The sequence below is a fragment of the Pseudomonas syringae pv. tomato str. DC3000 genome (assembly GCF_000007805.1).
In the GTDB taxonomy this organism is placed as follows: domain Bacteria; phylum Pseudomonadota; class Gammaproteobacteria; order Pseudomonadales; family Pseudomonadaceae; genus Aquipseudomonas; species Aquipseudomonas avellanae.
Genome location: NC_004578.1, coordinates 4,230,960 through 4,248,498, shown reverse-complemented (window position 1 = coordinate 4,248,498; position 17,539 = coordinate 4,230,960). Strand labels below are relative to the sequence as shown.

The window sequence follows — 17,539 nt, the reverse complement described above, 5'->3', positions numbered from 1 at the left end:
GGGCACCTTAAGGCCGGAAAGGATCAGCGTCACCCTCACATCTCTTCAAGCGAGCAATAACGTCAGGGCCAGTTTTAGCAGTTTCGATGCGGCCTCTGCCATCGAGGTAGATGTCTATCACGCCGCCCCATTTTGGCGTAATTGCTATACACCTCCGCAGACTCTTTTCATTCCACCAATCAAAGTTCATAAAGAATTTCTCATTGGGGAAAATATGCCCGGTATCGTATGTGCCCTGACCCGGTAGCATTCCTTCTTTATGGATGTTGTGCTGGGTGTTCCAGATCACACGAAGCTCGTCTGTAGCTTCTTTAGAATAATGGACACGAACAACTGGGGTCGCCACGTACCAGAACAGCGCTGGAAGAACTATGAATGCCCCAATAAGATACCGGGCCTTAATATCTTTCACAGACATTGACACTGGCGCCATCTCCCCATTCTGACGGTGTGACCGCGAGTACTTTGTCCATGATCATTCTTGCCGTGACGCCTCCGTTTGGATTTTCATAGAAGAGTTTCACGCCAATGCTAATAGAAATCCGATCCGGGACGTCATCCCATGCGCGGAGTCCCTCTACGTTCTCGGCACGTTGAGGCCCTCGGTGTTTTCTGCTTTCCTGTGGTTTTGTTATGTCACAGATCGCCTCGACAGTGTCTGAGACTATCTGCTCTAACCCCGCACCGTCGGCAAGCACGCTTTCTGAAAGCCCCCCTGCGCGGCCAACATAACCGTAGTAAATGTTAGACCAAATATCATAAAAATACCCGTACTCTCCTTGCTTGTGGTAATACCAACCGAACTTCTTATGAATTTTCGGCTTGCGGTCCCAATCCTTATACTGCCCGACACGCTCAGTCCAAATCGCCATTGCAGCAGCGCCATTTGCTGCGCCAATAGCTTGAGGGCTCGTCGCGCCAACCCCAGTGAATTCGGGGATATGGGCACGCCTCGGGGACCATAACGTTTGGACACTTACGGTTCTGGAGTGCCGGTTAAGGTCGGAAGGGGTCTGGTCGCCCCACACACCGTTTCAGGCGAGCAATGACGTCAGGCGCCGTTTTCGCCGTGTCTATCCTGCCGATATCATCAAGATAAATGTCTATCGTACTTCCCCATTTTGGCGTGATGTCGATGCACCGTTTGAAACCCTTATCGGTCCACCAATCGAACATCATGAAGAAGTCCTTATCAGGGAATATGTAGCTGAACTCAACGGCTGAGCCGCCGTGCCTGATATCGCCCCTGTGGATTCTGTCCTGAGTGTTCCACACATATCGAAACTCTTCCTTGCTATTCGGAGAAAAATTGACCGCAACGACCGGAGAGGCAAAATACCAAAAAGCCACAGGAAGGATGACGAGTAGAAGAAGCATCCAACGGCCATATCGGATCTTGGGTTTAGGAACAGGCATGTATTTGGACCCCTTTACCCCATGCCTGGGGCGGTACTGCAAGCACTTCGTCCATGATCATCTTGGCCGTGATGCCTCCGTTGGGATGTTGTTGATAGAGCTTCACCCCAATGCTAATAGATATTCGGTCGGGAGCATCATCCCAAGCCCTCAGGCCATCGACATCACCGGAGCGGTTCGGACCGGGTAGCTCCCATTGAGCCTTAGGCTTTGTAAACACCTCATCAACCTTCCGTCCGGCGTCTGAAATTATCTGCTCGGCTCCGGCGCCATCCAATAGAACGCTTTCGGAAAGACCCCCAGCCATGCCCACATATCCGTAATGGACGTTAGACCAGATGTCATAAAAATAATCGTACTTGCCTTGTTTGTGCCAAATCCCACCAATTGTTCGACGGATGATCGGCTTGTGGTCCCACGGGCGATTCTGACCAACACGCTCTGCCCAGATGGCAAAAGCCTTGGCTTGCATGCCGGCCGCCATGCTGTAGAAATCCGGGCCGGGACCAAGGCGCAAGTAAAATGGAAGCGCCTCATACTCCTTCATCTTTGCAGCCGCATCGAAGCTATTGAGGTCTCTCATCTGCCGAACTTCTGGGCTGTTGATGTTGGTGTTCATCTCGCCAGCAATGTAGGTCGCCAGCTCTTCCATCCTGTCGGGATCTTTGCAAACAAAGGTTTCCGCTTTTGGCTCAGGCTTCGCCTCTGACTCTTTACCGGCAGCCCCAGGCTCAACCAAAGTGTTCGCCGCCAAGGCTTTCTCCGTGAGCTTCGGATCAGCCAACAAGGTCGCCATCTTCTCGTCGTCCACGGAACCGTCTGGCCGGAAGGCCCCCAGCGCCATGAAGTTAATAATGGTCGCGCGTCCAGCGTCACCCATGACGAAGCCGCCACCAACATTATTGGAGCCCGTGATGATTGTCCCGCCGTGACTGGTTGGGCTTCCCAGGTGGGCCATAGGACGGCCATTCACTTGAATAGAGGGGAAACCCGAAGTGATGACCGCCCCGCACCCACAGGTATCACCCACGCGTGCCGCGCCCAGGCCGTTGATGTTGACGTCACCGGATGCAGAAGCGATCGGTGTTGTACCGTGACCCGGCACTGGGCAGGCGTGCTTGTCGCCTAATCGAGCTGAAGAAATCATTGCAGGCCGTCCTTGTGTCTTTGATCCTTAGACAATAATCAGCGTTTAGTTGACGCATGGGAGGCTAACGGAAACGTGAAAGGCGGTCTGTAGGAGAAGTCTTGATTTTCGCGAAGTGCCCTGAGAATCTGATCGAGATGTCATCTTTATTTCTGGCTGTGGTGAGTGACATCGTCGTAGTGGTAACAAATCTTAGTGCCTGAAAGGATCTGGCTGGCCGGGGGGGGGGCGGTGGTGTGAGAGGACGGCGGGTGTGACCCCGCCCCCTACTCGATTCTGCGTTTGTAGGTCTCGGGCCCTCAATCAGGCCGCCGCAGTCAGATGCTCGTACAGAATTGTTGTGCCAACCACGATCAGCACGATACCGCCAACGATTTCAGCACGCTTGCCGACCATGGTGCCGAGTACGCGACCGAGCATTACGCCGATGGTAACCATTACGGTCGTGGCCAGGCCGATAGCCAGCGCAGCGACCATGATATTAACGTCGACAAACGCCAGGCCCACGCCAACCGCCAGTGCATCGATACTGGTGGCGAAGGCGGTCACGGCAAGAATCCAGAAGGAGTGTGAGCCGGGTTTTTCCTGCTCCTCTTCGTGGTCATGCTTGAGGCCGTTGTAGATCATGTGCAGGCCGAGCACCAGCAGCAGCGTGAAGGCGATCCAGTGGTCCCAGCTTTCAGCGAAGCGGGCCGCCACTTGACCGATGCCCCAACCGATCACCGGGGTGATGGTTTCGATGGCGCCGAATATCAGGCCGGTACGAAGCGCTTCGATAAAGCGCGGTTTGTGCAGGCTTGCTCCTTTACCCAGGGCCGCAGCAAAGGCGTCCGTGGACATGGCAAGCGCGAGAAAGAGGAGGGAAATCGGGTTCACGGTTATATCCAGTCGGGCTATGAGTCAACGACGCAACCACACGCCCGACTTTAGGCATGGATGCATCGTTGGTCTCGCCAACCAGAAGGTGTTCGTACCACGGCATGCTGCCGAGAATGTTGATACGAACGCTCAGTGACCGGGGTCACGAACAGGCTACTCCCCAACAAGGGCCGTCACTATAGCCATTTGAATGTGAAAAATATATGTACAGACAGGTTTTAGGTTATGTACGAAAAGTCGGCGGGCGAAGGTCAGGCAAGGCAAAAACAGGTGAGGAACGGCCGGGGTCGCGTTCGACTCTACGGGTTGTAGATGAGCATTCCGATCGGACTCGCGCTCGAGCCTGTTTTTAACGCAGCACCACCGAGCGCAGCCACTTTTCGTACAAAGCCCGGCTCAGAGGAAACCATGGACGACCAAGGGCAGTTGATCGGGTAGAGCAGTTCGGCGTCAGGCCATGAGATCAAAGGTCGGGCTGCGCTCAGGCCCCTGTCGCTTTCAGACTCGCTCATGATGGCCGTCATCGAAAATGCGGGCGTGCGACTGACCGTTCCTGATCAAAAAAGTAGCGGTAGGGCGTCCCTGAAAAGTTGATGGTCATTCAAGGCCGGTATCTAAATAAAACATTTTTGGGGTGAAAATTCATACTGATCGGATACGCCTATACTGAGGCGGTGGTCGTAGGAGGTCTGTTGGGCACCGATGAATGAACCTGACTTGCTGGCGTGTGTGGAAGAAACTCGCTCTTCTATATTTCAAGGCGATATGGATGAGGCCATTCTTCTGCATTATGACTTGGTCATGGAGAGCTATCGACGCAAGCCGCTCTTCTATAAGAAGCTGTTGAAGTACGACAGGTTTATCGTCACCCTCTCGCTGTTAAGTTTCATGTTTGCGGACGATAGGGTTCCTCTGTCTAGAGTGAAAGCGTTCTGTCAGGCACGTGGTTATATGTCGCGCAACAGCCTGGATACCTATTTTTCCTTTTTATTGAGCGCGGGCTATATGCAGGTTCGACTCCATGATGAAGATGAGCGGCAGCGTGTTTTCAAATTGACGGATCGGGCCGTGTGCGAGGTCAGACAAATGATTGATTCATATGTGCTGCCCTCGCAGATTGTCGCACCGTATGAACGAGGGCTCGTAGGCGCCGGTATACCAGAAGATGTTGTGCCTTCTTACTTTCATGGCATTGCCAGGGTGTTGTACGCAAACGGGACCCTCGACCAGCGATTGCCTGAAGCAAGGTGGATGATCAACCGGGATGGCGGTCACTTGCCGATGCTTGCACTGTACTCGGATAGCCTGAGGAACGGACCGTTGAAGGTCGGCTACAAAGCCGCGACGTATGTTGAACTCTCGGCACGTCTGGGGGTGTCCAAAACTCATATCATACGAATGGTCAAAGAAGGCGAGTTACGCGGCTATTTCAAATGCCGCAAACATCAGGTTGAACTGCTTCCTGCGTTCATTGATCTCGTCCGAAAAATCATGGCAATCTATTTTTCCGTGGCGCGGGTCAGTATGGAACTGGGCATGGAGTACGGCAGCAAGCGCAACAGACTCTGCGCAGCAGGTTCTTTGTCGGGTGAGTAGTTTTTCGGTTTCAGCGGTTCTTTGAAGGTTGCATAACGGAGGTGGCTTAATTCATGGGGCCGTCCGTTTTTCTTGAAATTATAATCGTCAAGACCGGAGTCTAGTGTGTTTAATCGTCGTATCAAGAATGCCTTGCTTGCCTGCGAGGAAGAGTTGATTGCATTGCAAGTCATGTGCGCCCGCCTCGAATCGGTTTTTCTGTCAGTACATATCAATCAGGCCGGCCGGATCATTTCTGCCAACCACCGGTTTGCCCAGACGCTCGGTTACTTGTTGGATGAACTGCCGGGCGTAGAGATCGGCGACATCCTTGCTGAACCACACGGCGTATTTTCGCCAAGCCTGATGGCCGATGAGCAGATGCGCTACACCGCCGCTGATGGCCGGATTGTAACGCTCAGTACCTGTTGGATAGCTTTGTCGGACTGCACATTCCAGTGCTATGGCTGTCTCGCGCCGATTCTGACGAGGGATGAGCAGGAAAGCATTGAACTGTTATGCGCACTGAACCGCTCGACAGCGATCGTACAGTTCAGCCTCGACGGTACAGTTCTGTATGCCAACAAGCCATTTATCGAGACCATGGGGTACAGCCTCGCGGAAATCGAGGGCAAGCACCACCGATTGTTTTGCCTGGACGAGGACGCGGCCTCTGCGGAATATGCCAAGTTCTGGAAATCGTTGAGTGAGGGAGTGTTCGTCGCAGGGCGATTTCGTCGTCTGGATAAACGCGGCCGGGTGGTGTGGTTGGAGGCTACCTACAATCCCATAAAAGATGCTTCAGGCCAGGTTTATAAAGTCGCAAAGTTCGCCAGTGTCGTGACCGGGCAGGTGGAGAAAGCTGATAGGGTCAAACAGGCAGCAGATATGGCTTACGAGGTCTCACTTGATACCGATGTGAAAGCGCATCGAGGTATGGACCTAGTGGGTGACTCAGTCATCGCCGTGCAAACGATTTCGCAACAGATGGCCTCGGTAACCGACAGCATGACGGCACTTAAATCTCAGGCGCTATTGATCGGGTCCATTGTCGATACTATTGGCTCGATTGCTGCTCAAACAAATCTTCTCGCGCTCAATGCTGCCATCGAAGCGGCGCGAGCGGGCGAACACGGGCGTGGTTTTGCGGTCGTTGCGGATGAGGTGCGTAAACTTGCTGGCCGCACCAGCACCGCCACGAAAGAGATCACCGGCGTGGTACGAGAGAATCGCGGGTTGGCTGATCAAGCAGCAACCCAGGTTCAGTGCAGTCGAGATCAGGCTGATCGGTTGCTGGGGCTGGCGGAGCAGGCAGGTACGGCGATGGCGGATATTCAGCAGGGGGCCAGGCAGGTTGTGGGGGCCATTGGTAAAGTCACCAGCGACCTGGATTGATCGGCGCCTCTCACATCGTTTACGTGAAGTCGGCGTTGATTCTGGACGTTTCGTGACCCTGGCATTTGTCTTGAAAACGCCTGATCTGTCATGACGGCATGACGGCATGACGTCAATGTTCAGGGACAAAAAAACACCCCATAAGAGGGGTGTTCAAGTGAGTTGACTCAAAGTCCCCCGACCTCTGTATTCCTCCTTGCGGGAATACTATAAGGTCAGGGTTCTCTCAATGCTTGATTCCGTGATTACACTTGCAGCGCCGGGATGTTGGCGTTTGCAGCGGCTTCACGGAACTCGGCGATCTGATCGAAGCTCAGGTAGCGGTACACGTCCGCGGCCATTGTGTCGATCTGGTTGGCGTAGCCCATGTACTCTTCGACGGTCGGCAGGCGACCCAGAATCGAAGCGACGGACGCCAGCTCGGCCGAGGCCAGGTAGACGTTCGCGCCGTCACCCAGACGGTTCGGGAAGTTACGGGTCGATGTCGAGACGACAGTCGAATTCGGCTCGACGCGCGCCTGGTTACCCATGCACAGCGAGCAGCCCGGCATTTCCATGCGTGCGCCTGCTTTGCCGTAGATGCCGTAGTAGCCTTCTTCGGTAAGCTGGTGAGCATCCATCTTGGTCGGCGGCGACAGCCACAGACGCGTCGGCAACTGGCCTTTGACCTGTTCCAGCAACTTGCCCGCAGCGCGGAAGTGGCCGATGTTGGTCATGCACGAACCGATGAACACTTCGTCGATTTTCTCGCCCTGTACCGAAGACAGCAGGCGGGCATCGTCCGGGTCGTTCGGCGCGCAGAGCACAGGCTCTTTGACGTCGGCCAGGTCGATTTCGATGATTTCAGCGTACTCGGCGTCTGCGTCGGCTTCGAGCAGTTCAGGGTTGGCCACCCAGGCTTCCATCGCCTGAGCACGACGCTCCAGGGTGCGCGGATCGCCGTAACCCTGTTCGATCATCCAGCGCAGCAGGGTGATGTTCGAGTTCAGGTATTCGATGATCGGCTCTTTGGCCAGCTTGATGGTGCAACCGGCAGCCGAACGTTCGGCCGAGGCGTCGGACAGCTCGAAAGCCTGTTCGATGCTCAGGTTATCAAGGCCTTCGATCTCCAGAATGCGACCGGAGAAGGCGTTCTTCTTGCCTTTCTTCTCTACGGTCAGCAGGCCAGCCTGAATCGCGTAGTAAGGAATGGCGTGAACCAGGTCACGCAGGGTGATGCCAGGTTGCAGCTTGCCCTTGAAGCGAACCAGAATCGACTCGGGCATGTCCAGCGGCATGACGCCGGTGGCCGCGGCGAACGCTACCAGGCCGGAACCGGCCGGGAACGAGATGCCGATCGGGAAACGGGTGTGCGAGTCGCCACCGGTGCCGACGGTGTCCGGCAGCAGCATGCGGTTCAGCCAGCTGTGGATGATGCCGTCGCCCGGCCGCAGCGATACGCCGCCACGGGTCATGATGAAGTCAGGCAGCGTGTGGTGTGTCTTGACGTCGATCGGCTTTGGATAGGCAGCGGTGTGGCAGAACGACTGCATGACCAGGTCGGTCGAGAAACCCAGGCAGGCCAGGTCTTTCAACTCGTCGCGGGTCATCGGGCCAGTGGTGTCCTGGGAACCGACGGTGGTCATTTTCGGTTCGCAGTAGGTGCCAGGACGGATACCGGCTACGCCGCACGCCTTGCCGACCATCTTCTGCGCCAGGGTAAAACCCTTGGTGCTTTCGGCTGGCTGGTCCGGGGTCTTGAACAGGTCGAATGCCGGCAGGCCCAGTTCGGCGCGCGCCTTGCTGGTCAGGCCGCGACCGATGATCAGCGGGATACGGCCGCCAGCGCGAACTTCGTCGAGCAGCACCGGGGTCTTCATTTCGAAGGTGGTGATGACTTCGTCGCTGTCGTGCTTGCAGACCTTGCCTTCGTAAGGGTAAACGTCGATCACGTCGCCCATGTTGATGTTCGAGACATCGAATTCGATTGGCAGAGCGCCAGCATCTTCCATGGTGTTATAGAAGATCGGAGCGATTTTGGTGCCGAAGCAGAAACCACCGGCACGCTTGTTCGGCACGTAAGGAACGTCGTCGCCGAAGAACCACAGCACCGAGTTGGTTGCCGATTTACGCGAAGAACCTGTACCGACCACGTCACCGACGTAGGCGATAGGGAAGCCCTGGCCGCGCATTTCTTCGATCTGCTTCATGGGGCCGATGGAGCCCTGTACGTCCGGAACGATGCCGTCACGGGCCATTTTCAGCATGGCCAGAGCGTGCAGCGGGATGTCCGGGCGCGACCAGGCATCGGGTGCCGGGGACAGGTCGTCAGTGTTGGTTTCGCCCGTCACCTTGAAGACGCGCAGGCTGATCTTGTCGGCCAGGGTCGGGCGCTTCTTGAACCACTCGCCGTCAGCCCAGGACTGCACGACAGCCTTGGCGTGAGCGTTGCCGCTCTTGGCTTTTTCGGCGACGTCGTGGAAGGCATCAAACATCAGCAGAGTGTGCTTGAGTTGTTCGGCGGCGACCGGGGCCAGCGTGGCGTCGTCGAGCAGTTCGACCAGTGTGACGATGTTGTAGCCGCCCTGCATGGTGCCCAGCAGCTCGGTTGCGCGCTTTTTGTCGATCAGGGGAGAAGTGGCTTCGCCCTTGGCCAGGGCAGACAGGGAACCGGCCTTGACGTAGGCAGCTTCGTCAACACCCGGTGGAATGCGATTGGTGATCAGGTCGACAAGGAAAGCTTCTTCGCCAGCCGGGGGATTTTTCAGCAGCTCGACCAGGCCTGCGGTTTGTTCGGCGTTAAGCGGCTGGGGCACGATACCCTGGGCGGCACGCTCTTCGATGTGTTTACGGTAGGCTTCAAGCACAGTATTAACCCTCATCAGTGGTCCCAAATGGGTGTCCGGGACGCTCATCCAGAAATCGTACGCACCCACGCAAGGCTTATTGAGCCTTGTTGGCAGGGTGTCGGCGATTCCTAACAGAAGCTGTTTTCAAAGTTTTACGCCTGCAGAACGGGGGGAGGGACGGTCGACACGGCCATTCTTGATGAGGGAATGGCCCGTCGACGCCGCAATGCGGGGTTAACCTGACTGTGCTCGTGACGCTTTGAAAACAGCTTCCAACGGACATTGGCGCCTTTAAAAGGCTCGCTGATTCTACGCCAAAACTTCGCTAAAGGTAAGTTAGCCCCTACATCTTCGGGGGTGAACTTGCTTAGACAAAGGGCTAACATACGCGCTTGTTTCGCCTTCCCCAGTCCTGCCTGACATGCCCGATTACATCATCAAGACACCCTGCGTCGGCCTTTGCTCCACTGTTTACGGGGATCTAGTGTGCCGTGGCTGCAAGCGGTTCCACCACGAGGTCATCCACTGGAACGGCTACAACGAAGACGAAAAAAGAGCCGTCTGGTTGCGTCTGGAACAATTGCTGGTTCAGGTGATGACCGCCAAGCTTGAAGTTTTCGATGCTGGCAAGCTGCGTGCGCAGCTCACTCAGCGCAAAATCCGCTTCGTGCCGCATCAATCCGAGTACTGCTGGGCCTATCAACTGATCGCCCGCGGCGCGCGGGTCATCAGCCAGGTCGAGGCCTACGGGTTTGTGCTGTTGCCGGAGTTTCGCAACTGGACGCTGCCGGAGCTGCGCGACGCGATCGACCGCGAATTCTTCCTGCTGTCCGAGGCGCACTACCAGCGCTACATCGCACCGGGCTTTCTGAAGGATGCATTCGGCGCCTGAGCGGGTGTTTGTGCTTTTGTGTCGCGAGTCCCTGTTGCTGCTCGTATAATGCCGCGCTTTGCCTCTCTGTCATCTGTGAGCTTATGTACCCGATCCCTGAAATCGAAGCCTTTCTGCTCTGCCGCACACCCGACAGCTGGGTCCAGGCTGCACTGCGCAACCTGGACATCCTGCTGATCGATCATGCGAACAACGAGAAGAAGGCCGCAGGGGCGGCGTTCCAGTTCATGTTCCAGTACAACGACAAGTTCGATCTGCTTAGCAAGATGTCGCGCCTGGCCCGCGAAGAACTGCGCCATTTCGAGCAGGTAATCAGCATCATCAGAAAGCGCCAGATCCCGATGGCCAACATCAGCTCGGCGCGTTACGCCGGAGCGCTGCGCAAACTCGTGCGCAATCACAACCCGTACCGGCTGACCGACGCGTTGATCGTGGGTGCCATCGTCGAAGCGCGTTCTTGCGAGCGTTTTGCTGCCCTGGTGCCGCATCTGGATGAAGAGCTGGCCAAGTTCTACGGCGGTTTGCTCAAGTCCGAAGCGCGGCATTTTCAGGATTATCTGAAGCTGGCTTACAGCTATGGCGACAAGGCTGACGTAGACGCCAAGATCGAGGAAATCCGCCTGGCCGAGCGCGAGCTGATCGAGAGCCCCGACGAAGAATTCCGCTTTCACAGTGGCGTACCAACTGGCGTATCTGCCGCCGCCTGATGTTCGTAACACCTCAAAAAACGACCGCCTCACCAGCGGTCGTTTTTTTTGCGCTTTTAGTAAGCAAGCTAATAAATGCTTTGACAATGGCTGCCTAGGCAGTAATATTTTGTAATCACTGCCTAGGCAGCTATCCGGGTGAAACCTTGAAACATTTCAGCTCCGAGAATTTCGATTCCAGCCTGATCGGGCTGCTGGTCGGCCGCACCAACGCGCTGAAGGACCGCATGCTGGATAAGTACCTGCTGCCTTATGACGTGACATTTGCGCAGTTCAAGGTGCTGATCATCATTTCCCAGTTTTCCAGCGATACGCCGGTGGAATTGTGTCGGCACCTGTCGCTGGACAGCGGTTCGATGACCCGCATGCTGGACCGTCTGGAGCAAAAAGGCCTGATTGCGCGGACGCGCTCGGCGACCGATCGTCGTCAGGTACGTCTGGTGCTCACCGAACAAGGGCAGACCCTCAGCGACCTGTTGCCGCAGATCGGTGCCGATGCCATGAACGAGATTTTCGCCACGCTGGACGCGGAGGAGGTTGCGACCCTGCAACGGATTCTCACCAAAGTGCTGGTGGCCGCAGATGACCACATCACGCTGACTCGCTTGAGCTTCACTCCCAAAGCCAAAAGCTGAACGGTACGACATGGCGAGCCTGCTCGCCGACCACGGCCCTGAACGGGCATTGGCAACTGTCCCACCGTCGCTGACTACAAGGTAATCGTCATGGACACTGCCGCCACTGAAAACACATCTGCAGCGTCACAGGAAAAAAAACCGAATTCCGGCAAACGCAAATTGCTGCTCACCGGGCTGGCGATCATCGTTGTGCTGTGCGGTCTGGCCCTCTGGGGCTGGTACCATTTTTATGGCCAGTGGAGTGAGGAGACTGACGATGCCTACGTGAATGGCAACGTGGTTGAAATCACGCCGTTGGTCACCGGCACGGTCATCAGTATCGGCGCCGATGATGGCGATCTGGTCCACGAAGGGCAGGTTCTGCTGCAGTTCGATCCGAGCGACGCAGCGGTTTCACTGCAAAGTGCCGAGGCCAATCTGGGCAAGGTCGTGCGGCAGGTGCGTGGCCTTTACAGCAATGTCGATGGCATGAAAGCGCAACTGGCCGCACAGCGCACTGCCGTGCAGACCGCGCAGGACAACTACAGCCGTCGTCGCAGCCTGGCAGCGGGCGGTGCGATTTCGCAGGAAGAGCTGTCGCACGCCCGAGACAGCCTGACCAGCGCGCAAAGTGCGTTGAACAACATTCAGCAGCAGTTGAGCACCAGCGTGGCGCTGGTCGATGACACGGTGGTGTCCTCACACCCTGACGTCAAGGCGGCTGCCGCCCAGTTGCGTCAGGCCTTTCTGGCCAATGCACGCAGCACGCTGGTAGCGCCGGTCACCGGTTACGTGGCCAAACGCAGCGTGCAACTGGGCCAGCGTATTCAGCCGGGCACCGCGACCATGGCCGTCATCCCGCTGGACCAGTTGTGGATCGATGCAAACTTCAAGGAAACCCAACTGGGCAAGATGCGCATCGGCCAGCCCGTGGAAATCAGCTCCGACCTGTATGGCAGTGATGTGAAATACAGCGGCACCATCGACAGCCTGGGCGCCGGCACCGGCAGTGCCTTCGCGCTGTTGCCTGCACAGAACGCTACCGGTAACTGGATCAAGATCGTCCAGCGTGTACCGGTCCGCGTGCACATCAACCCCGAAGAGCTGGCTCAGCACCCGCTGCGCATTGGCCTGTCGACCACGGTCGAGGTCAATCTGCACGATCAGAGCGGTCCGGTACTGGCGCAGCAGCCGCGCAAACAGGCGGCGTTCAGCACCCAGGTGTACGCCGAGCAACTGGCCGATGCCGATGCGCTGATCACTCGCCTGATTCACGAGAACAGTGCTGCCAGCGGCAAGACATCCGCGCAGCGCTGAACCGCACTTGTTTTCAGGAATTTGCGATGAGCAACAATGCCCCCGCTTCTTTTACTCCGCCCAGCTTGTTGCTCTGCACCATCGGTCTGTCGCTGGCGACATTCATGCAGGTGCTCGACACCACGATTGCCAACGTAGCGCTGCCGACCATCGCCGGTAATCTGGGGGTCAGTTCGGAGCAGAGCACCTGGGTGATCACCTCGTTCGCGGTCAGCAACGCCATTGCCTTGCCGTTGACCGGCTGGCTCAGCCGTCGCTTTGGCGAGGTCAAACTGTTCCTGTGGGCCACCATTCTGTTCGTGCTGGCGTCGTTTCTGTGCGGAATCTCTCAGTCGATGCCAGAGCTGGTGGGGTTTCGGGCCTTGCAGGGCATGGTTGCCGGGCCGCTCTATCCGATGACCCAGACCCTGCTGATCGCGGTGTACCCGCCTGCAAAGCGGGGGATGGCGCTGGCGTTGCTGGCGATGGTCACGGTGGTTGCGCCCATCGCCGGGCCGATTCTCGGTGGCTGGATCACCGACAGTTACAGTTGGCCATGGATCTTTTTCATCAACATCCCGATCGGCCTGTTCGCCGTGCTGGTGGTGCGCTCGCAGATGGCTAAACGGCCGGTAAGCACTGCTCGTCAACCGCTGGACTACATTGGCTTGCTGGCCCTGATCGTCGGCGTCGGGTCGCTGCAAGTGGTGCTCGACAAAGGCAATGATCTGGACTGGTTCGAGTCGAATTTCATCCTGTTCGGCTCGTTGATTTCACTGGTCGCACTGACGTTTTTCGTGATCTGGGAAATGACCGACAAGCATCCGATCGTCAACCTGCGGCTGTTTGCCTACCGTAACTTTCGTATTGGTACGCTGGTGATGATCGGCGGCTATTCGGGGTTTTTCGGCATCAACCTGATTCTGCCGCAGTGGTTGCAGACACAAATGGGTTACACCGCCACCTGGGCGGGGCTGGCGGTAGCGCCGATCGGCATTCTGCCGGTACTGATGTCGCCGTTTGTCGGCAAGTACGCGCACAAGTTCGACCTGCGTCTGCTGGCAGGGCTGGCGTTTCTGGCGATGGGGCTGAGCTGCTTCATGCGTGCCGGTTTCAACACTGATGTGGATTTTGAGCACGTGGCGATGGTGCAACTGTTCATGGGCATTGGTGTGGCGCTGTTTTTCATGCCGACCTTGAGTATTCTGCTCTCCGACCTGCCGCCGGACCAGATCGCCGATGGTTCGGGGCTGGCGACATTTCTGCGGACCCTGGGCGGCAGCTTCGCGGCGTCGCTGACCACCTGGATCTGGATCCGTCGCGCGAACCAGCATCACGCTTACCTGAGCGAAAACATCAGCACATTCGACCCCACCACCCGCCACGCCCTCGACAGTCTTGGCGGCGCCAGCCCACAGGCCTACGCGCAACTGGAGCGCACCCTCAACGCCCAGGCCTACATGATGTCCACGGTGGACTACTTCTACCTGCTGGGCTGGATATTCGCGGGCCTGATCCTGCTGGTCTGGCTGGCCAAACCCCCATTCGGCGCGAAGGCCGGGCCGGCGGCGGGGGGCGGGCATTGAGAAGGGTTTCTCGTGCCAATGGGGTCGCATGCAGTTGTGACTGCTTTAACTGCTTTAGATCTGCTTTTCGATCACGATGGCACTGACGACGCAGATTGCGACGTAAGTGACGGCTGAGCCCTGACACTGATCCGGGGGGAACTCGGCAAGGATGCCGAGTTAGCTGCACCGGGCCAAGGATGGCCCGTTGCAGCGACCCCCGGATCAGTGTCAGGGCGAAGGAACCCGACGAAGTCGGGCCGGAAACGGAGCCAGGGGTAATGAGATGGTCAGCCCGATCCGAGAAACCCGGAGTGTCTACACTTTCCGGGTTTCTCTCTAACGTCGAGGAGATCACTCATGAAAAACGGCCTCAAGCTCTTAGGCATCGACATTGGTAAAAACAGTTTTCACCTCATAGGCCATGATGCAGGCGGCCACCAAGTATTACGCAAGTGCTTCAATCGCAATCGCCTTCTGCAGTTTGCGGCTCAGATTGAACCCTGCACCATTGCAATGGAGTCGTGCGGTGGCTCTCACTGGCTTGCCAGGAAACTCGCCTCGCTGGGGCACCGGGTGAAGTTGATTGCTCCGCAACATGTGAAGCCCTACGTGACGGGCAACAAGAATGACTTCATCGATGCCGAAGCTATATGCGAGGCGGCCTCCAGACCACGTACTCATTACGTTGCCGTCAAGACTGTGGAGCAGCAGGTACTTTCTGTACAACATCGTCTTCGCGAGTCACTGGTTTGCCACCGTACTGAAGCCATCAACAGGGTGCATGGTTTTTTGCTTGAGTTCGGAATTGCCTTGCCAGCCACCAAGGCAGCGATCGCCAAAGTGCCTGAGCTGATTGACGATTCACGTAGCGACCTGCCGCTGCAGTTCAAAAGGGTCATGGAGCATTTGCTGGAGGATATTCATCGCCTTGATACCGAAATAAAGGCCTGTGATGCGCAAATCAAGCAGCAACTGGCGCAAGACGATGCTGGTACACGCTTGATGACGATTCCTGGCATTGGTCCTATTACCGCCAGCGCATTTGTAGCGGATCTGGGTGACGCTTCCAATTTTCGAGCCTCACGAGACCTTTCCGCTTTTCTGGGGCTGGTTCCCAGACAGTTCTCTACAGGCGGGAGACCCGTATTGCTGGGTATCAGCAAGCGAGGTGACAGGCACCTGCGAACCCTGTTGGTGCAAGGTTCTCGAGCGCTCATGATTCGAATAGAACGCCGCGATGATGCCCTTGGGCAGTGGGTAAGAGACTTGTTGGCACGCAAGCATCCGAACAAGGTGGCATGTGCTTTAGCGAACAAGCTGGCAAGAATCGTATGGGCGGTGCTCAGACGAGGTAGCACTTACAACGCATCAATGATCTGAGTAGGACATAGGCGTACCGGCTTTTGCGACGCAGTGATGATGACGATAAACAGCTCATGGCCAGACTGAAAACCTGATAGGCAAAGCAGCCTTCGAGGCTTTAGGGATTTTTGAGGACAGTAAGGCGGCGAATACTCATCAAGGGCCGGGCAGCGAAATTGCCCAGAATGAGCCCGGATACATTAGCGCAAGCATGCTTTACCGCTCATCGAACTGCGATTGCAGGAGGTGGGCTGACCATACATTTGCCTACTTTGGCCCCATCAAAGTAGGTCGCCGAGGGGCGAAAAGGTGCCTCGAGCCGTAAACAAACATCACTGACCTCGCCGAACCGCCGTGCGACGCAGAGCGTCCAGAACGGCATGCCGACGCGGAGCATCGGCACGATAGTCAGTTAGATTTGTGTCTAACGCTGAGCGCGGGGGAGATAATCATCAAAGCCCCACTTTTCGTGCCGTCAGTTCAGCAACGCAACCGTCTCCGGCACAAAGTCGAACGAGCCGAGATTCATCCCCTGTTCATCGACCTGCAGCACCCAGCCCTGACGGTCCCAGTCACCCAGCACGATACGTTTTGCCGACTGATCGCCAATCTGCAATTTGTGAATCGCCGGGCGGTGAGTGTGGCCGTGGACCAGCGTGCGCACACCGAACTGCTGCATGATCCTCGGCACTTCGTCCGGCGTCACATCGACAATGTCGTTGGCTTTCATGCGCGTCTGGGCGCGGCTTTCGTTGCGCAGCTTGCGCGCCAGTTTATGGCGGGTGCTCAACGGCAGATGACGCAATATGAACAACGTCAACGGGTGGCGCAGGTAGCGGCGCATCCGCATATAACCTTCATCGCGCGTGCACAGGCTGTCGCCGTGCATCAACAGCACCGGCTCACCGTTCAACTGCACGACGCTGGGGTCGCTCAACAGCGTGCAGCCTGCTGCCTTGCAGAAACCCTTGCCGAGCATGAAGTCACGGTTACCGTGCATCAGAAAAATTCGTGTGCCGCTGTCGCTCAGTTCGCGCAGGGCCTGGCAGATCGAACGCTGGAACGGCGACATGGCGTCGTCACCGATCCAGGCTTCAAAGAAATCCCCGAGGATATACAACGCTTCGGCCGTACGGGCACGACCAGCGAGGAGAGCCAGAAACGCCCGGGTAATGTCCGGGCGCTCCTGCTCAAGGTGCAGATCGGAGATCAGCAGTATCACTCAACGATCTCGGCTTTCTCGATGATCACGTCTTCTACCGGTACATCCTGGTGACCGGCTTTGCTGGCGGTAGGGACGCCCTTGATCTTGTCGACGACGTCAGTGCCTTCGATCACTTCGGCGAATACCGCATAACCCCAGCCCTGAGTGGTCTTGGCGCTGTGGTTCAGGAAGGCGTTGTCAGCCACGTTGATGAAGAACTGCGCAGAAGCCGAATGCGGCTCCATGGTGCGGGCCATTGCAACGGTGTACTTCTTGTTCGGCAGGCCGTTGTCAGCTTCGTTCTGGATGCTCGGGCGCTTGTCTTTCTTTTCTTTCATGCCAGGCTCGAAACCGCCGCCCTGGACCATGAAATTACCGATCACACGGTGAAAAACAGTGTTTTCATAGTGGCCGGCGTTAACGTATTCGATGAAGTTGGCTACAGTCAGTGGCGCTTTTTCTGCGTTCAGCTGCAGAACGATGTCGCCGTGGTTGGTGGTCAGCTTTACTTTGGACATGTGGAAAGTCGCTCTCTAGTCATGCATGAGTGGGCACATTATGACCCTGACGCGCAGTTTACAGGCGAGGTAACATTTTTCAGCGCTTTTGCAGCTTTTATGACCTCAAATGTGCAGTCTGTTGTCAGGGGCTTG

General features: G+C 56.7%; 15 protein-coding genes and 1 pseudogene. 8 read left to right on the top strand and 8 right to left on the bottom strand.

Annotation, left to right across the window (positions count from 1 at the left end):
* Positions 1-7 precede the first annotated feature (7 nt).
* From PSPTO_RS19440 to mntP, 5 genes and pseudogenes are all read right to left on the bottom strand, one after another.
* Positions 8-418, bottom strand: a complete 411-nt coding sequence (locus tag PSPTO_RS19440; protein ID WP_005769165.1) for a hypothetical protein — start codon at positions 416-418, stop codon at positions 8-10.
* Positions 399-923, bottom strand: a pseudogene (locus PSPTO_RS19435) (polymorphic toxin type 44 domain-containing protein); the annotation flags it as partial. The gene PSPTO_RS19440 and the pseudogene PSPTO_RS19435, both read right to left, overlap by 20 nt.
* A gap of 73 nt (positions 924-996) precedes the next feature.
* On the bottom strand, positions 997-1,416 hold the full coding sequence (locus PSPTO_RS19430; RefSeq protein WP_024668228.1) for a hypothetical protein: 420 nt from the start codon (positions 1,414-1,416) through the stop codon (positions 997-999).
* Positions 1,403-2,563, bottom strand: coding sequence for a polymorphic toxin type 44 domain-containing protein (locus PSPTO_RS19425; protein WP_011104705.1), 1,161 nt, complete (start codon positions 2,561-2,563; stop codon positions 1,403-1,405). Before PSPTO_RS19425 ends, PSPTO_RS19430 begins: the two co-directional genes overlap by 14 nt.
* A 303-nt stretch (positions 2,564-2,866) precedes the next feature.
* Positions 2,867-3,439: a manganese efflux pump MntP gene (gene mntP, locus PSPTO_RS19420; RefSeq protein WP_005769175.1), complete on the bottom strand. Its 573-nt coding sequence runs from the start codon at positions 3,437-3,439 to the stop codon at positions 2,867-2,869.
* 705 nt (positions 3,440-4,144) lie between these two features.
* Here mntP and PSPTO_RS19415 point away from each other — a divergent pair.
* Together PSPTO_RS19415 and PSPTO_RS19410 are read left to right on the top strand one after the other, a co-directional pair.
* The gene (locus PSPTO_RS19415) at positions 4,145-5,038 is read left to right on the top strand and encodes a hypothetical protein (protein WP_011104704.1); all 894 of its coding nucleotides are present in this window, start codon (positions 4,145-4,147) and stop codon (positions 5,036-5,038) included.
* Between the two features lie 105 nt (positions 5,039-5,143).
* Positions 5,144-6,412, top strand: a complete 1,269-nt coding sequence (locus PSPTO_RS19410) for a PAS domain-containing methyl-accepting chemotaxis protein (RefSeq protein ID WP_011104703.1) — start codon at positions 5,144-5,146, stop codon at positions 6,410-6,412.
* Between the two features lie 245 nt (positions 6,413-6,657).
* On the opposite strand, the gene acnB is transcribed toward PSPTO_RS19410, so the two are convergent.
* Positions 6,658-9,258, bottom strand: a complete 2,601-nt coding sequence (acnB, locus tag PSPTO_RS19405) for a bifunctional aconitate hydratase 2/2-methylisocitrate dehydratase (protein ID WP_011104702.1) — start codon at positions 9,256-9,258, stop codon at positions 6,658-6,660.
* Between the two features lie 403 nt (positions 9,259-9,661).
* On the opposite strand from acnB, the gene PSPTO_RS19400 reads away from it, so the two are divergent.
* The 6 genes from PSPTO_RS19400 (at position 9,662) to PSPTO_RS19375 (ending at position 15,700) form a co-directional block, all read left to right on the top strand.
* Positions 9,662-10,132, top strand: a complete 471-nt coding sequence (locus tag PSPTO_RS19400) for a DUF1289 domain-containing protein (protein ID WP_007245200.1) — start codon at positions 9,662-9,664, stop codon at positions 10,130-10,132.
* 83 nt (positions 10,133-10,215) lie between these two features.
* Positions 10,216-10,839 carry a tRNA-(ms[2]io[6]A)-hydroxylase gene (locus PSPTO_RS19395; protein WP_011104701.1) on the top strand — a complete coding sequence of 208 codons (624 nt, stop codon included), beginning with the start codon at positions 10,216-10,218 and terminating at the stop codon, positions 10,837-10,839.
* A gap of 146 nt (positions 10,840-10,985) precedes the next feature.
* Positions 10,986-11,474 carry a MarR family winged helix-turn-helix transcriptional regulator gene (locus tag PSPTO_RS19390; protein WP_005740056.1) on the top strand — a complete coding sequence of 163 codons (489 nt, stop codon included), beginning with the start codon at positions 10,986-10,988 and terminating at the stop codon, positions 11,472-11,474.
* Between the two features lie 90 nt (positions 11,475-11,564).
* On the top strand, positions 11,565-12,773 hold the full coding sequence (locus PSPTO_RS19385) for an HlyD family efflux transporter periplasmic adaptor subunit (RefSeq protein WP_011104700.1): 1,209 nt from the start codon (positions 11,565-11,567) through the stop codon (positions 12,771-12,773).
* Positions 12,774-12,799: 26 nt separating this feature from the next.
* On the top strand, positions 12,800-14,338 hold the full coding sequence (locus tag PSPTO_RS19380; RefSeq protein ID WP_011104699.1) for a DHA2 family efflux MFS transporter permease subunit: 1,539 nt from the start codon (positions 12,800-12,802) through the stop codon (positions 14,336-14,338).
* Positions 14,339-14,677: 339 nt separating this feature from the next.
* Positions 14,678-15,700, top strand: a complete 1,023-nt coding sequence (locus tag PSPTO_RS19375; protein ID WP_011103120.1) for an IS110-like element ISPsy7 family transposase — start codon at positions 14,678-14,680, stop codon at positions 15,698-15,700.
* Between the two features lie 457 nt (positions 15,701-16,157).
* Here the strand turns inward: PSPTO_RS19375 and lpxH are convergent, their stop codons facing one another.
* Both lpxH and PSPTO_RS19365 read right to left on the bottom strand, forming a co-directional pair.
* Positions 16,158-16,904 (bottom strand): UDP-2,3-diacylglucosamine diphosphatase, encoded by a 747-nt coding sequence (gene lpxH / locus PSPTO_RS19370; RefSeq protein WP_005769188.1) that lies wholly within the window; start codon positions 16,902-16,904, stop codon positions 16,158-16,160.
* A complete protein-coding gene (locus PSPTO_RS19365; protein ID WP_005740060.1) occupies positions 16,901-17,404 on the bottom strand; it encodes a peptidylprolyl isomerase in 504 nt (167 codons plus the stop codon). The genes lpxH and PSPTO_RS19365 overlap by 4 nt, the downstream gene beginning before the upstream one ends.
* Positions 17,405-17,539: the final 135 nt, after the last annotated feature.

Coding starts and splice junctions, on each gene's coding strand:
- PSPTO_RS19440 (WP_005769165.1), bottom strand. CDS start 418: ATGTCTGTGAAAGATATTAAGGCCCGGTATCTTATTGGGGCATTCATA.
- PSPTO_RS19430 (WP_024668228.1), bottom strand. CDS start 1,416: ATGCCTGTTCCTAAACCCAAGATCCGATATGGCCGTTGGATGCTTCTT.
- PSPTO_RS19425 (WP_011104705.1), bottom strand. CDS start 2,563: ATGATTTCTTCAGCTCGATTAGGCGACAAGCACGCCTGCCCAGTGCCG.
- PSPTO_RS19415 (WP_011104704.1), top strand. CDS start 4,145: ATGAATGAACCTGACTTGCTGGCGTGTGTGGAAGAAACTCGCTCTTCT.
- PSPTO_RS19400 (WP_007245200.1), top strand. CDS start 9,662: ATGCCCGATTACATCATCAAGACACCCTGCGTCGGCCTTTGCTCCACT.
- PSPTO_RS19395 (WP_011104701.1), top strand. CDS start 10,216: ATGTACCCGATCCCTGAAATCGAAGCCTTTCTGCTCTGCCGCACACCC.
- PSPTO_RS19385 (WP_011104700.1), top strand. CDS start 11,565: ATGGACACTGCCGCCACTGAAAACACATCTGCAGCGTCACAGGAAAAA.
- PSPTO_RS19380 (WP_011104699.1), top strand. CDS start 12,800: ATGAGCAACAATGCCCCCGCTTCTTTTACTCCGCCCAGCTTGTTGCTC.
- PSPTO_RS19375 (WP_011103120.1), top strand. CDS start 14,678: ATGAAAAACGGCCTCAAGCTCTTAGGCATCGACATTGGTAAAAACAGT.
- PSPTO_RS19365 (WP_005740060.1), bottom strand. CDS start 17,404: ATGTCCAAAGTAAAGCTGACCACCAACCACGGCGACATCGTTCTGCAG.